Source organism: Lentzea sp. NBRC 102530, from assembly GCF_030269365.1.
GTDB lineage: Bacteria > Actinomycetota > Actinomycetes > Mycobacteriales > Pseudonocardiaceae > Lentzea.
On sequence record NZ_BSTF01000002.1, the window covers coordinates 204,181 to 218,431 of the forward strand.

Here is a 14,251-nt window from a genome sequence, read left to right on the forward strand (position 1 = left end):
GTGCTGACCCTCGCCTGGCAGACCGTCAAAGCCCGCACCAGCGGGTTCATCGGTGCCTTCGTCGCCGTGCTGTGCGGGACCGCGCTGGTCGCGGCCTGCGGGATCCTGCTCGAGTCCGGGCTGCGCGGGGGGGTGCCGACCCAGCGCTACGCGGCCGCCGACGTGGTCGTCACCGGTGACCGGACCGTGCGCCCGCCCGGCGCGGACGTCCTCGCGTTCGAGCACGCCGCCGAGCAGCCGTCCATCGCGGCCTCGCTGGTCGCGAAGGTCGCCGCCGTGCCGGGTGCGAAGGCGGTGGCCGAGCGGACGTTCCCCGCCGTGGTCGTCGGGCCGTCGGGACGACCGGCCGCGTCCAAACCCGTGTTCGGGCACAACTGGGGGTCCGCGGTGCTGGCGCCGTTCGCGGTGAAGGAGGGGAACGCGCCGGGACGGGACGAGGTCGTGCTCGACACGGCGCTCGCGGCCGAGGCCGGGGTGCGCGTCGGCGACGAGGTGCGGGTGATGACCCGCTCGCAGCCCGTCGCCTACCGGGTGGCCGGACTCGCCGAGTCCGCCGGGGTGGCGCGGCAGGCGTCGGTGTTCTTCAGCGACGAGGAGGCCGTCGAACTCGCCGGGGGGCCTGAACGGGTGAGCGCGATCGGTGTGCTCGGGGCGGACGCGAAGCGCGTCGAGGACGCGCTGGCCGGTGAGCACGTCACCGTGTCGGCCGGGGCGGACCGCAGCGCGGCCGAGTTCGACGACGTCAGCCGCACGAAGTCGATCCTCGCGATCCTGGCCGGGTCGTTCGGCGGGTACGCGATCCTGGTGGCGATCTTCGTCGTGGCGAGCACGCTGGCGTTGACCGTCGAGCAGCGCCGTCGCGAGTTCGCGCTGCTGCGGGCCGTCGGTGCCACGCCACGGCAGGTGCGCAAGCTGATCGGGGTCGAGACGACGGTCGTGTCCGCGGTGGCCGGGGTGCTCGGCAGCCTGCTGGGCATCGGGGTCGGGCACGGGCTGCGCGACGCGTTCGCGCGGATCGGCGTGGTGCCCGCGGACTTCGAGCTGTCGATCAGCCCGATTCCGCTGGTGGCGGCGTTGCTGATCGGGGTCGGCGCGGCCCGGCTCGCGGCGTGGAGCGCGTCGCGGCGGCCGTCGTCGATCAACCCGGTCGAGGCGCTGGGCGAGGCCGCCGTGCAGCGCAAGGACGTCGGGAAGGTGCGGCTCGCGATCGGGTGGGTGCTCGTCGCGCTGGGACTCGGCGCGAGCGTGGTGCCGTTGTTCCTCGGCGGGCAGATCGGTGCGGCGATGTCGGTGATGGCCGCGTTGGTGCTGATCATCGGGCTGACCCTGACCGGGCCGCGGGTGATCGGCGTGGCGGTGCGGTGGATCGTGCCGGTGCTCGCCCGGTTCGGCGTGAGCGGGTTCCTGGCCTCGGCGAACGTCGCGCGCAACTCGCGGCGGCTCGCGGCCGCGGTGACGCCGTTGATGCTCGCGGTCGGGTTCCTGGTGGCGAACTTCTACAGCCAGACGACTCTGACGGCCGCCGTCGGGCAGCAGACCGACCGGTCGATCACGGCCCAGCGGGTGATCACCGGCGTGACGGGCGTGCCGGCCGAGGTCGCTCCGGAGGTCGGCGGCACGTCGCTGGTGCGCACGCAGGTGATCACCTCGTCGCGGACGGGGGACAGCGTCGAGGTGCAGAGCCGTGCCGCCACCGGGCTCAGCCCGGCTCCCGCGGGCGTGGACCTCGGGATCGTGTCCGGCACCCTCGACGACCTGCGTGCGGGCACGGTGGCGTTGAGCGCCGGGCACGCGTCGTGGGAGGACAAGGCGGTCGGTGACGACGTCGAGTTCTGGTTCGCGGACGGGCAGCAGGCCCGGTTGAAGGTCATCGCGACGTACGACCACGACCTGGCGTTCGGTGACTACGTGCTGTCGGCTGCCGACGCCCGTGCGCACACCACGTCCGGATTGGACAGCGCGGTGCTCGTGGGTTCTTCGGACGTGAGCGAGGTCGTGAGCCGCTATCCGGGGTTGCAGGTGGCGGACCGGGTGGCGGCGCGGGAACGCGGCGAGGAGCGGACCCAGTTCCTGCTGAACCTGGTCGCGGTCGGCGTGATCCTCGGGTACGTGGCGATCTCGGTGTCGAACACGCTGGTGATGTCGACGGCGGCGCGGCGGCGGGAGTTCGCGTTGCTGCGGCTCGTCGGCACCGGACGGCGGCAGATCGTGCGGATGATGCGGACCGAGGCGTTGCTCACCGCAGGGCTCGCGCTGGTGCTCGGGTCGCTGGTGGCGGCCGTGCCGTTGGTGCTGCTGTCGCTGGGGCTCACCGGGAGCCCGGTGCCGTCCGGACCGGCCGGCGTGTGGCTCGGCGCGCTCTGCGGGGCGGTGCTGCTCGGGGTCGTGTCGGTGGCCGTGTCGACGCGGTTGTCGTTGCGCGGCAAGCCGATCGACACCATCGGCACGAGGGAGTGACCGGGGTGGGGAGGCCTTCGCGGCCTCCCCACTCGTGCGTCAGAGGACCTGCTGGATCGGGCTCGGCTGGGCGCCGAGGTGGATCGGCAGCGAGTGCAGCCCGTAGACGATCGACAGCTTGCGGAACTGCAGCGCGGCCGGGTCGGCCGCGAGCTGCATCTCCGGGAACCGCTTCACCAGCGCCGGGTAGGCGATCCGCAGTTCCATCTTGGCGAGCTCGGCGCCGATGCAGCGGTGCGCGCCGTAGCCGAACGCCAGGTGCTGGCTCGCGGGACGGTCGGCGAGGACGACGTCCGGGGTCGGGTAGACGCTCGGGTCGCGGTTCGCCTGGGACAGCGAGCAGGCCACGATGTCGCCGGCCTTGATCTTCGTGCCGGCCACCTCGATGTCGTGCCGCGCGACCCGAAGGAACGCCACCGACACGACGCTGAGGTGCCGCAGCAGTTCGTCGACCAGCCCGTTGACGGCCTTGTCGTCGCCGAGCGCCTTCTCGCGCAGACCGGGATCGCGCAGCATCGCGAGCGTGCCGAGCGAGATCATGCTGGCCGTCGTCTCGAACCCGCCGGTGAGCAGCCCGTCCGCGAGACCGGCCAGTTCGTCGTCGTCCAGCTCGTCACCGTGCTTGCGCACCAGTTCGCCGAGCAGCCCGTCGGTGGGCGCCAGCCGCTGCGACCGCACCAGCTCCCGGAAGTACACGATCGACTCGGACACCGCCGACAACGACGTGGTCGCGGCGCCGCCGAGGTCGAACCGCGAGACGCTGCGCCGCTGGAACTCCTCGCGCTCGCTCGCGGGCACACCCAGCAGCTCGCAGATCGTGAGCGCCGGGACCGTCATCGCGAAGTGCTCGACGAGGTCGACGGGACCGTCCTGCATGGACATCAGGTCGAGCTGGTCCTTGACGATCTCCTCGATGCGCGGCACGAGCCGCGACAGCCGCCGCATCGTGAACTCCGGCGTCAGCACCTTGCGCAACCGCGTGTGCTCGGGCGGGTCGCTGAACCCCAGCCCGCCCGGCGCCTCGTCGGAGAACAGCCCGAGCTCGCGCAGGTGCCCGAAGTCGTTGCTGAACGCCGCGGAGTCCACCAGCACCTGCTTGGAGGCCTCGTAGCCCGTGACCAGCCACACCGTGACCGGCAGCGGCAACCGCGTCACCGGCCCGTGCGCCTGCATCCGCGCCAGCTCCGGCACGGGGTCGACCCCGTTGCGCCGCAGCGGGGCGAGCACGCGCGAGGGGACGAACCAGGACGACTCGAGGTCGAACCCGGTCTTGCTGAGGTGCGCGAGGAACCGCTTCCCCATCCACTCGGTCACGCGCGACCGGACGTCGGTCGCTGACTGAAGCACTTCCCACATGACGCGGCTGTCCCTTCGGCGGAAAGGGGGTTACGAGCTGATGATGTCAATCGGAACGGACAATAACGACGTGGCCGCGCGCACGTCGTCATACCTGGGCCTAACGCGCCGTCATACTTTGGTCCAGATGTCGATCAAAACCGGGACAGGCGCCTGGTTGGCCGTTCAAAGACTCTCAGTCGGCATGATCAGCCGGGTGACCTCCGCCGCTGATTTCGACCGCTGGTACGCCGACCGGACCAGTTCCACCGTGGCCGACGACCTGGTCCGCCGCACCCTGGGCCTCCCGCCGGACCTGGAATCCACGAGCATGCTGTGCGGCGTCGCGCTGGACGAGGTGGCGGCCGCGTTGTCGCTGGGGCCGGGGCAGGTGCTGCTCGACCTGGGGTGTGGCCGCGGCGGCTACGGCCGGGAGATCGCGCGGCGGGCGTCGTGCTCCTTGATCGGGGTGGACTTCTCGGCCGTCGCAGTTGAACAGGCTTCTGCGCGGGGTGGCGACTTCCGGGTGGGGACGTTGGAGGCGTGTGGTCTGCCCGACGCGTCGGTGGACGCGGTGGTGGTGATCGACGCGCTGCAGTTCGCCGACTCGAAGCCCGGTGCGATGAGGGAGTGCCTGCGGGTGCTGCGGCCGGGCGGACGGCTGGTGGTGACGTGCTGGCAGCCCGTCGACCCCGCCGACGCGTCGGTGTGGCGCAAGTTCCGCGACCTGGACATGGCCGTTCAGCTGCCCGAGGCGGGGTTCGTGGACGTTTCTGTCGTCGACCGGCCTGAGTGGAGGGTGGTGGAGCGGCGGATGTGGGACGAGGCGCTCGCCGCGGACGCGGCGGGCGACCCGGCGATGGTGTCGATGCAGACCGAGGCACGGCACGTGCTGGCCACGTTCGACACCAAGCGCCGGGTGCTCGCCACCGCCTCCGCGCCCGGCTAGTGGCAGTGGCCCTGGCGGCCCAGCGTCGTCACCGGCCCCGCGCCCGGCCGCGTCCACTGCGGGACCGGACGGCTGTCCTCACCCCAGCTCGACCCGCCGGCGGCGTTCGTCCGCCAGAACCAGCCCGCGTGCTGCTGCTCCGGCCAGCCGTCCGGAGTGTCCTCCCAGGTCTCGCCGCGGCCCCGCACCGTCATGTCCAGCAACGCGAACGAGCCGGACACCGCCTCGAAGCCGCGGCCCGTCGTGGAGTAGGTGAGGAACGTGCGGTCGCCGTCGCGCACGTAGCTCGTCAGGTAGCCCATGTCGCCGCCGGCCGGGCCTTCGACGCCGCGCACCGAGTACCACGGCTGCCGGTAGCCCATGAACTCCACGAACGGCGCGACCTCGTCCCACGCGCCCGTGGTCACGATGGCGAAGGAGACGCCGCGTGCGTTGAGGTAGGCCGCGTCGCGGAAGTGCCACGGCACGAAGGTGCAGCCCTCGCACTGGCCCTGGTGCGGAGCGCCGTCCCACCACATGTGCTTGTAGACCACCAGCTCGTCGCGGCCGTCGAAGAGCGTGTGGAACGGCACGGGGCCATCAGCGCCGACGACGGGAACCGAGCCGTCGAACTCCACCATCGGCAGGCGGCGGCGTTCGGCGGCGATGGCGTCGCCCTCGCGGGTGTGGGCCTTCTCGCGGACCAGGAGCTCGTCGCGGGCCTTCTGCCAGGTGGCCAGGTCGGTGACGGGCGGTAGTCCGGTCATGATCGGTCCTCCAAGAGGTCGTGCGGACGTGCTTGCACAACCACGTCGAAGCCGGCGCCGCCGTTTCGACATGGCGTGACAGATGGCCCCTAACGAGTGATGGCATCCCCCTAACGGGTGACCCGTGGCCCCTAAGGAGTTCGGCCGCTCGAAATCTAGGGATCGCACCCGATGCCGGGGGATGTTGATCTCAATACGGTTCCCGTCAACATCCCCCGCATTGCCCCAAGGGAGCTCCAGTTCCATGATGCAGCAGGACATCCAGCCGGCCACCCCGCAGCAGCCCGCACAGCCGGTCGCGCCCGAGGTCGCCGTCCCGGCCACCCCCGCGGCCGTGCCGGCGGAGGCCCAGCCGGCCACGCTGCAGGAGTTCGCCCTGAACCTCCTGAACGACCCGAGCGCCCTGTCGGCGTTCGACCTCGACCCCGAGGGCGTCCTCAGCGCCTGCGGTCTCAGCGACATCACCCCCGGTGACGTCCAGGAGATCCTCCCGCTGGTGCTCGACGCCGTCTCGGTCGCGGACGTCAACGGCCTCTCGTCCTTCGGCGCCGTCACGGGCCTCGCGAACGTGGGCGCGGCGACCGGCCTGGTCGGCGACCTGGCCGGCCACTGCGACCTGTCGGACACCCTCGACGGCGTCACCGGCCTCGGCAACGTGGCCAACGTCGCGAACCTGGGCGACGTCACCGACCTGGGCAACGTGACCGACCTCGGCAACATCACGGACCTCGGCAACGTCGCCGACCTGGGCGACGTCACGGGCCTCGTCGGCTCCGGCGACCTGCTCGGCACCGCGACCGGCCTGACCGGTGTGGCCGACGTCAACGGCGTCCTCGGCACCGTCACCGGCGCGACCGAGATCGTCTCCGTCGACGGCGTGCCCGGCGTGCTCGGCGCGGCCACCACCGACGTCACCCACGTCACCGAGATCGTCCACGACGTCGTCCCGGACGTCGCGCCGGTCAGCGGCGTGCACGAGACCGTCCACAGCGTCGTCGACGGCACCGTCGGCAACGTCCTCGGCGGCTCCGTACTGGGCGGCGACGTCCTGGGCGACACGGCCGGCCTCGACGCGCTCGACGGCGTCGGCGGCCTCACCGAGGGCCTCGGCCTGGGTCTCTGACCCACCAGCGCGAAAGCAGCCCCGGACCGTGCCAGGTCCGGGGCTGCTCGCCGTTCTCAGGAGCCGAGCAGGTCGTCCAGGCGGTCGAGACCGGAACTCCACGGCCGCGGGGCCAGCACGGGAACGCCGTGCCGCTCGGCCTGCTCCACGAGCCACTGTCCGTGGTGGACGCTGACCGAGGCCCGGTGCGCCTGCGGGCCCGACGAAGGTTCCCGCGCCAGGTAGTTGGCGAGCACCTGCTCCTCGTCCGGTTCGTGCACGATTACGCCGGCGACCCGGCCCGTGGCCGCCCAACGAGCGCAGAACGACGGCAGCACGTAGTCGCCTTCCACGACGACCCGGTCACCGGCGTCGAGGTGGTTGCGGACGACGGCGTCGAGCGCGGGCACCAAAGCCTCCGCGAGCGCGACCTGCCGTTCCACGACGTGCTCCGCCGACAGCCCGTCGTGGTACGGGTGCGTCAGCCAGTGGTGCAGGTCGGGGTGCTGCTCCGGCGTGGTCATGCTCTGCACCGCCACGACGAGGTCGTCCACCTCGACCAGCGCGGCGCCGTGCCGCTGTGCCAACGGGTAGCTCAGCCTGCTCTTGCCCACCCCGGACGGACCGCCGACGAGCGCGATCACCCACCTGTTCCCAGTGCCCACGAAGCTGATCTTGTCAGCTAGCGGCGGATGAGTCCGAGGTCCGTGGCGGTGGCCACGGCGGCCGTGCGCGAGTCGACACCGAGTTTGGGGTAGCAGCGGGCCAGGTGCGACTTCACCGTGCCTTCGGTGAGGTGCAGCCGCGCCGCGATCGCCCGGTTCGACAGGCCGTCGGCGACCAGCGACAGCACCTCGATCTCCCGCCGGGTCAGCGCGGCGTCGGGCATGCGCATCCGGGTCAGCAGCCGGTCGGCGACGGTGGGGGCCAGGGTGCTGCGTCCGGCGGCGGCGGTGCGCACGGCGGCCGCGAGGTCCTCCGGCGACGCGTCCTTGAGCAGGTACCCGGTGGCGCCCGCCTCGATCGCGGGCAGGGTGTCCGCGTCCGTGTCGTAGGTCGTGACGATCAGCACGCGGGGTGCGCCGGGCCGCGCGGTGATGGCGGCGGTGGCCTCGGCCCCGGTCATGCCGGCACCGAACCGCAGGTCCATCAGCACGACGTCGACGTCACCCTGGAGCGCCCGCGCCACCGCCTCCTCGGCGGTGGCGGCCTCGGCGACCACGACGAGTCCGGGTTCGGTCTCCAGCACGGCCCGCAGACCCGCACGCACCACCGGGTGGTCGTCGGCCAGCAGCAGGCGGATCACGATCGGGCCAGCGGGAGCCGCGCGGTCAGCACCGCACCCTCACCGGGAGCCGATCGGACCGTGAGCGAGCCGCCCAGCGCACGGGCGCGGGAGCGCATGGCAGCCAGTCCGAACCCGTCGGGAAACGGGAGCGACGGGTCGAAGCCGACGCCGTCGTCCGCGATCTCCAGAGCGACCTCGTCGTCGAGGTGGCTCAGGGTGACGGCGGCGGTGGTCGCGTTCGCGTGCCGGACCGTGTTGGCGAGGGCGGCCTGGGCGATCCGCAGCAGCGCGACCTCGTGGGCGATCGGCAGCGCGACCGGGTCGCCGTCGAGGTGGAACCGCGTTCCCGGGGTGGCCGAGCACAGCCGTGCCACCGCGCCCGCCAGCGTCGTGCCGTCGAGCGCCGGCGGCGTGTGCGCGGCGACGAACCGGCGGGCCTCGGCGAGGTTGTCCACGGCGGCCTGCCGGGCCTGCTCCACGTACCCGGCCGCCTTGCCTCCGGTGTCGGGCAGCGCACGCCCGGCGGCGCGCAGCAGCAGTTGGATGCTCGACAACCCCTGGGCGAGCGTGTCGTGGATCTCGCGGGCCAGCCGTTCCCGTTCGGCCAATACCCCGGCGTCGTGCTGGGCCGCCGCGAGGTCGGCGCGGGTCGCGGTGAGCTCCTCGATCAGCCGCCGCCGCTGCTCGTTCTCCCGGTACAGCGCCTGATAGCCCCACACGACCGCGACCGCGACGGCGGCACCGAGCGCCGGGCCGATCGCGGCGGCAGGGCTGAACGTGCCCTGGTGCGCGGCGAAGGCGGCGATCGCGACCAGCGCCGTGACGGACACCGCGACCAGGCCCGCCCGCCGCGGCAGCAGGTGGAGCTGGAGGAAGTACAGCGGGAACGCGACCCACACGCCGTCCGGTGTCAGGACCACCAAAACGAGCCACGCGACGGTGACGGCACCCATCCATCGCGCGGCGACCACCCGCGACGAGCGGACCCTGGGGGACAGAGGTCCGAGCGCGTACACCGCCGCGCAGAGCACGGCGACCACGGTGACGGCCGCTGCCTGGGGTTGCCCGCCCGTCACGGCCCGTGTCGCCGCCAGCGCGAGCAGCGCGAGCAGCAGCAGGTGCAGGCATCGGGTCAGCACCTGGTTGATCGGGGCGACAGCGGGAGTGGCGTTCACAGTGAGTCCAGGCTACGCAGCACCGGCGGTGACCACCTCTGTCGAAAGGTACAACCGGGGCGCCGTCTTTCTGCCGGGCAAGAGCCATCCCCGGCCAGATCCGCGACCAGGGCTCCGGCGGAGATCGTGGAGAAGTCCCCGAACCCCACCGGAAAGGACCAGGCCGTTGTTCGTCGCCTGGAGAGACCTGAAGTTCGCCAAGGGCCGCTTCGCCCTGATGGGTTCGGTCATCGTGCTGATCACGCTGCTGGTCGGCCTGCTGTCCGGGCTGACCGCCGGGCTCGGGCGCCAGAACGTCTCCGCCGTCACCGGTCTGCCCGCCGACCACATCGCCTTCGCCCCCGGCCTGTCGTACGCCGACTCGGCCGTCACCGAGGCGCAGTGGCGGCAGTGGGCGGCCACGCCAGGCGTGAGCAGCGCCGAGCCCCTCGGCATCACCACCACCAAGGTGACCGCGGGCGACCGGAGCGCAGGCGTCTCGGTCTTCGGCGTCCGTGCCGGATCCGCCATCGCCCCGGCCGCACTCACCGAGAACTCGGTCGTGCTGTCCACTGTGGCCGCTCGCGACCTGGGGACCGGGCTCGGTGACGGCCTCGTCGTGGCGGGACGGCGGCTGACCGTCACCGCCGTGTCCGGTGACGCGTCGTTCAGCCACACCCCGGTCATCTGGACCACCCTCGACGTCTGGCGCGCCGCCGCCCCTCCGACCGGCGCGATGGCGACCGTGCTCGCCCTGACGACGTCACGCGCCGACCTCGGCGCCACCGACCAGGCGGCCGGGACGAAGACGGTCACCAAGGACGAGTCCCTGTCCGCCATCGGTTCCTACACCTCCGAGAACGGCTCCCTGCAACTGATGCGCGGCTTCCTGTTCGTCATCTCGGCCCTGGTCATCGGTGCGTTCTTCACCGTCTGGACCGTGCAGCGCAGCGCCGACATCGCGGTGCTGAAAGCCTTGGGCGCCACCACCTCCGGGCTGCTCAAGGACGCGCTGGGCCAGGCCGTGCTCCTGCTCGCCGGCGGCACCCTGATCGGAACCGGCCTCGCCGCGGCACTCGGCACCGCGCTCGCCGGCTCGGCGATCCCGTTCGTCCTCACGCCCGGCACCGTGCTCGTCCCGGCAGCCGTGACGGTCGGACTCGGCCTGCTGGGCGCCGGTCTCGCCGTCCGCCGCATCACGTCCGTCGACCCGCTGACCGCCCTGGGGAGCGTCCGATGAGTCTCGCCCTGACCGACGTCACCCTCACCTACCCCGACGGCGACACCCGCCTCACCGCACTCGACCGGGTCACCCTCGACGTGCCGCGCGGCACCCTGACCGCCGTGGTCGGCCCGTCCGGCTCCGGCAAGTCCAGCCTGCTCGCCGTCGCCGCCACCCTCATCACGCCCGACACCGGCACCGTCACGATCAGCGGCACCTCGACCGCGGACCTGACGAGAGGAGAGCTCACCGACCTGCGGCGCCGCCAGATCGGCATCGTCTTCCAGCAGCCGAACCTGCTGCCCGCCCTCACCGCCGCCGAACAGCTCCAGGTGATGAGCCGGAAGCCCGCCAAGGCCCGCACCCGTGCCCTGGACCTCCTCGACGCCGTGGGCCTGACACCGCAGGCGCACCGCCGCCCGCACCAGCTGTCCGGCGGGCAACGCCAGCGCGTGAACATCGCCCGCGCCCTGATGAACGACCCGGTGGTCCTGCTGGTCGACGAACCCACGAGCGCCCTCGACCACGAACGGGGTGCCGCCGTGCTCGACCTGATCACCCGCCTCACCCACCAGCAGGCCACCGCGACGGTCCTGGTCACGCACGACCGCACGCACCTCACGGCAGTTGACCGGATCGCCGAGGTCCACGACGGACGGCTGACCTCGCCTCGAAACCTCGACCTGGCCAGTTCGCGCCGGGCCGCCCGGTGAGCAGGGCGACGTCGCGCGGGCGGGGTGGCAGGGCGGCGTCGCGCAGCTCGGCCGACACCGGTCCTCGGCACCACCGGACGCACGTAGTGGGCGAGCAAGCGCCACAGGTCGGCGGGCACCGCCACCGCAGCACCGGGCGCACGTGGTGGGCGAGCAAGCGCCACAGGTCGGCGGGCACCGCCACCGCAGCACCGGGCCATGCCTCTCCGGTCTGCGGGTGCAGCGGCACCCGCAGCAGGTCCGCTGGTCGCGCGGCACCCGGTCCCGCCACCACCGCGGTGAAGGCGCCAGCGAGGTCGTTCGGCTCGCTCGGAGCGAGGAGCGTCCGCGGTCGTTCCGGCTGGTCCCTCCACTGAGGAGGCGCGGCCGCTCCCCGCCCCGGCGTCTACGGTGGCGTCATGGTGAGGCTGGACCGGCTGGTCAACGTGCTGGGCGGGTACGGGGTCCGGTTGTGCTGCGGCCCGGCGTCGCGCTCGGCCGAGCTGCGCGGTGTCGTCCTGCGCGACGCCGCGGACGACCGCACCGAGGTCGGTGACGTGTACCTCGCCGTGGGAGCCGGGTCCGTCGGGGAGGCCGTGGCCTCGGCGACCGCGGCTCGTGCGGTCGTCGTGCTCGTCCGCGGCGGCGAGGAACTGCGGGACGAGGCCGTCGCCGCGGGGGAGGTCGCCGGGGTCGCGGTGATGCTGGCCGACCCGTCCCTGTCGTGGAGCCAGCTGGCGGGTGTCGTCTACGGGCTGGTGCTCGAAGGGCGGGAGACCGAGTCCGGGCGCGGGCCCACCGACCTGTTCGCCCTCGCCGACAGCCTCACCGCCGCCACCGGCGGCCCGGTGACCATCGAGGACCGGCTGTCCCGCGTGCTGGCCTACTCCGGCCCCCAGCAGGAGGTCGACGCGGCCAGGCTGGAGACCATCATGGGACGCCGGACGCCCGCGTGGGTCCAGGAGGTGTTCGACGCGGCGGGCGTGGGCGCGCACCTGCGGGACTCCGACGAGCCGCTCTTCGTGGCCGGGGACCCCGGTCGCGGTCTGACCGGGCGGATGGTGGTCGCGGTCCGGGTCGGCCGGGAGCTGCTGGGCACCATCTGGGTGGCCTGCCCCGCGCCGCTGGAAGGCGTCCGGCGGACCGCGCTGACCGACGGCGCCCGGATCGTGGCGTTGCACCTGCTGCGGTCGCGGGCCAGCGCGGACCTGGAACGCCAGGTGGAGTCGGAGTGGGTGACCCGGCTCCTGGAGGGCACGGCCGACGCCGCCACGGTGATCAGCCAGCTCGGCCTCCCGCCGGGGCCCGCCAGGGTCGTCGCGGTCCGGGCGCAGGTCGGCGACGAACGGCACGCGGCGGTGCTGCAGGCGTTCGACCAGGCGACCACCGGTTTCGGCTGGTCCCGGCCGGGACGCAGCGCGGTCGCCGGCAACAGCGTCTACACGGTCCTGCCGGGGGAGCGGGTCGCGGCGGCGCGGGAGTGGCTGGCCGTGCTCAGGGCGTCGTTGCCCGCCGACGTGACCTTGTCCGCGGGGATCAGCGGGGTCGCCGAGCCCGCGGACCTGCCCGCCGCGCGGCAGGAGGCGGACGAGTGCCTGGCGCTGCACGAGGCCGGTGCGCCCCGCGCGCCCGCGTACGACGAGTCGTGGGACGAGATCCTGTTGCAGCGCCTGCGGACCGCGGCACGGGTCGGCCGGGCGCCTGCCCGCGGACCGGTGGCCGACCTGCGCCGGCACGACGCCGAGCACGGCACCGACCACGTCGCGACGTTGCGCGCGTGGCTCGAGGCGCAGGGCGACCTGACCGTCGCCGGTGAGCGCCTCGGCGTCCACGGCAACACCGTGCGCAACCGGCTCCGCAAGATGAGCGAGGTGACCGCCCTCGGTCTGGACGACGCGGCCAAGCGGGTCGCGATGCTGATCGACCTCGCCGCGACGGTGTCGGAAACCGACAACCGCTGACCGTCGATTGTAGGAATCGGACAAGCGGTTCGGTCCTGCTGCACCCCACCCTGGAATCGGTTGCCCCGAGGACAGGAGGACGGGATGGATGGCGTCGAGCGCCTGGACGGCGGTCCGCGCACCGCGGTGGTGGTCGGCGCGGGCGTGGTCGGTCTGTCCGCGGCGTGGTTCCTGCAGGAACGCGGGGTCGAGGTGACCGTGGTCGACCGGACCGGGGTCGCGGCGGGAGCGTCCTGGGGCAACGCCGGGTGGATCGCACCGGGACTGGCGATCCCGCTGAACGAGCCGTCCGTGCTGAGGTACGGCCTGCGCTCGGTGCTCGACCCGGCCGCGCCGCTGCACGTCCCGCTGACCGCCGACCCGAAGCTGTGGTCCTTCCTCGTGCGCTTCGCCGCGCACTGCCGGTGGCCGTCGTGGACCAGGGCCGTGCGGGCGAACCTCCCGCTCAACGAGGAGAGCGTCGAGGCCTACGACGTGCTCACCGCCAACGGCGTCGAGGCGCCCACCGTCGACGCGCCCATCACCGCCGCCTTCACCTCCGCCGGGCAGGCGCGTGGTCTGCTGCGGGAGCTCGAACGCCTCGCGGCGGCGGGACAGCAGGTCGACCACGTCCGGCTGTCCACGGCGGACCTGCGCGAGCACGTGCCGCTCGCCTCGTCCGCGATCACGGCCGGCGTGCGCGTCGACGGGCAGCGGTTCGTCGACCCCGGCGAGTTCGTGCGGGCGCTGGGACGCGCGGTGGTCGCCCGCGGCGCCTCCCTGCGCACCCTCGAAGCGGTCGACGTCCGCGCCGGGCGTGGCTGCGCGACCGTGGTGACGAAGGACGGTGACCGGATCTCCGCCGACGCCGTCGTGCTGGCCACCGGCGCCTGGCTGCCGGGCCTGGCCGCGGCGACCGGCGTCCGCACGCCGGTGCGCGCCGGGCGCGGCTACTCGTTCACGGTGCCCGTGCGGGAACCGGTCCCCGGGCCGGTCTACCTGCCCGAGGTGCGCGTCGCCTGCACGCCGTACCAGGGCGGCCTCCGCGTCGCGGGCACCATGGAGTTCCGCGGCCCCGACGCACCGCCCGACGAGGCCCGCGTGGACGCGATCATCGCGTCCGCCCGGCCGTTGCTGGACGGCGTGCGCTGGGAGGACCGCACCGACGTCTGGGTCGGCCCCCGCCCGGTGACCCCGGACGGCCGCGCTCTCGTCGGCGCGACCCGCCTGCCCGGTGTCTACGTGGCCGGCGGCCACGGCATGTGGGGCCTCGCCCAGGGACCCGTCACCGGCAGGTTGCTGGCGGAGCAGATCACCACCGGCAAACAGCCCGCCGCGTTGCGCGAGTTCGACCCGCTCCGGTGAC

General features: G+C 73.2%; 12 protein-coding genes. 7 read left to right on the forward strand and 5 right to left on the reverse strand.

The window, feature by feature from the left end:
- On the forward strand, positions 1-2,457 hold the full coding sequence (locus QSK25_RS04480; protein WP_285633278.1) for an FtsX-like permease family protein: 2,457 nt from the start codon (positions 1-3) through the stop codon (positions 2,455-2,457).
- A 39-nt stretch (positions 2,458-2,496) separates the two neighbouring features.
- On the opposite strand, the gene QSK25_RS04485 is transcribed toward QSK25_RS04480, so the two are convergent.
- Entirely contained in the window at positions 2,497-3,813 is a 1,317-nt protein-coding gene (locus tag QSK25_RS04485) for a cytochrome P450 (protein WP_285633282.1), read from the reverse strand.
- A gap of 184 nt (positions 3,814-3,997) precedes the next feature.
- Here QSK25_RS04485 and QSK25_RS04490 point away from each other — a divergent pair, with 184 nt between their 5' ends.
- On the forward strand, positions 3,998-4,741 hold the full coding sequence (locus QSK25_RS04490) for a class I SAM-dependent methyltransferase (RefSeq protein ID WP_285633285.1): 744 nt from the start codon (positions 3,998-4,000) through the stop codon (positions 4,739-4,741).
- Here QSK25_RS04490 and QSK25_RS04495 read toward each other — a convergent pair.
- Positions 4,738-5,487 (reverse strand): DUF899 family protein, encoded by a 750-nt coding sequence (locus tag QSK25_RS04495; protein WP_285633288.1) that lies wholly within the window; start codon positions 5,485-5,487, stop codon positions 4,738-4,740. The two genes, QSK25_RS04490 and QSK25_RS04495, sit on opposite strands and share 4 nt — an antisense overlap.
- Positions 5,488-5,731: 244 nt before the next feature.
- On the opposite strand from QSK25_RS04495, the gene QSK25_RS04500 reads away from it, so the two are divergent.
- The gene (locus QSK25_RS04500) at positions 5,732-6,610 is read left to right on the forward strand and encodes an IniB N-terminal domain-containing protein (protein WP_285633292.1); all 879 of its coding nucleotides are present in this window, start codon (positions 5,732-5,734) and stop codon (positions 6,608-6,610) included.
- Positions 6,611-6,666: 56 nt separating this feature from the next.
- Here QSK25_RS04500 and QSK25_RS04505 read toward each other — a convergent pair whose 3' ends face one another.
- From QSK25_RS04505 to QSK25_RS04515, 3 genes are read right to left on the reverse strand one after another with little or no spacing between them, the layout of a single operon-like run.
- Positions 6,667-7,254: an AAA family ATPase gene (locus QSK25_RS04505; RefSeq protein ID WP_285633295.1), complete on the reverse strand. Its 588-nt coding sequence runs from the start codon at positions 7,252-7,254 to the stop codon at positions 6,667-6,669.
- Positions 7,255-7,271: 17 nt separating this feature from the next.
- Complete coding sequence (locus tag QSK25_RS04510) at positions 7,272-7,895, reverse strand: response regulator (RefSeq protein WP_285633298.1); 624 nt, start codon at positions 7,893-7,895, stop codon at positions 7,272-7,274.
- Complete coding sequence (locus tag QSK25_RS04515) at positions 7,892-9,052, reverse strand: sensor histidine kinase (RefSeq protein ID WP_285633302.1); 1,161 nt, start codon at positions 9,050-9,052, stop codon at positions 7,892-7,894. Before QSK25_RS04515 ends, QSK25_RS04510 begins: the two co-directional genes overlap by 4 nt.
- Before the next feature lie 166 nt (positions 9,053-9,218).
- On the opposite strand from QSK25_RS04515, the gene QSK25_RS04520 reads away from it, so the two are divergent.
- From QSK25_RS04520 to QSK25_RS04535, 4 genes are all read left to right on the forward strand, one after another.
- Positions 9,219-10,271, forward strand: coding sequence for an ABC transporter permease (locus tag QSK25_RS04520; RefSeq protein ID WP_285633305.1), 1,053 nt, complete (start codon positions 9,219-9,221; stop codon positions 10,269-10,271).
- A complete protein-coding gene (locus QSK25_RS04525) occupies positions 10,268-10,966 on the forward strand; it encodes an ABC transporter ATP-binding protein (protein ID WP_285633316.1) in 699 nt (232 codons plus the stop codon). Before QSK25_RS04520 ends, QSK25_RS04525 begins: the two co-directional genes overlap by 4 nt.
- A 398-nt stretch (positions 10,967-11,364) precedes the next feature.
- Positions 11,365-12,906 (forward strand): PucR family transcriptional regulator, encoded by a 1,542-nt coding sequence (locus tag QSK25_RS04530; RefSeq protein WP_285633319.1) that lies wholly within the window; start codon positions 11,365-11,367, stop codon positions 12,904-12,906.
- 84 nt (positions 12,907-12,990) lie between these two features.
- A complete protein-coding gene (locus tag QSK25_RS04535; RefSeq protein WP_285633321.1) occupies positions 12,991-14,250 on the forward strand; it encodes an NAD(P)/FAD-dependent oxidoreductase in 1,260 nt (419 codons plus the stop codon).
- The last annotated feature ends 1 nt before the right edge of the window (position 14,251 follow it).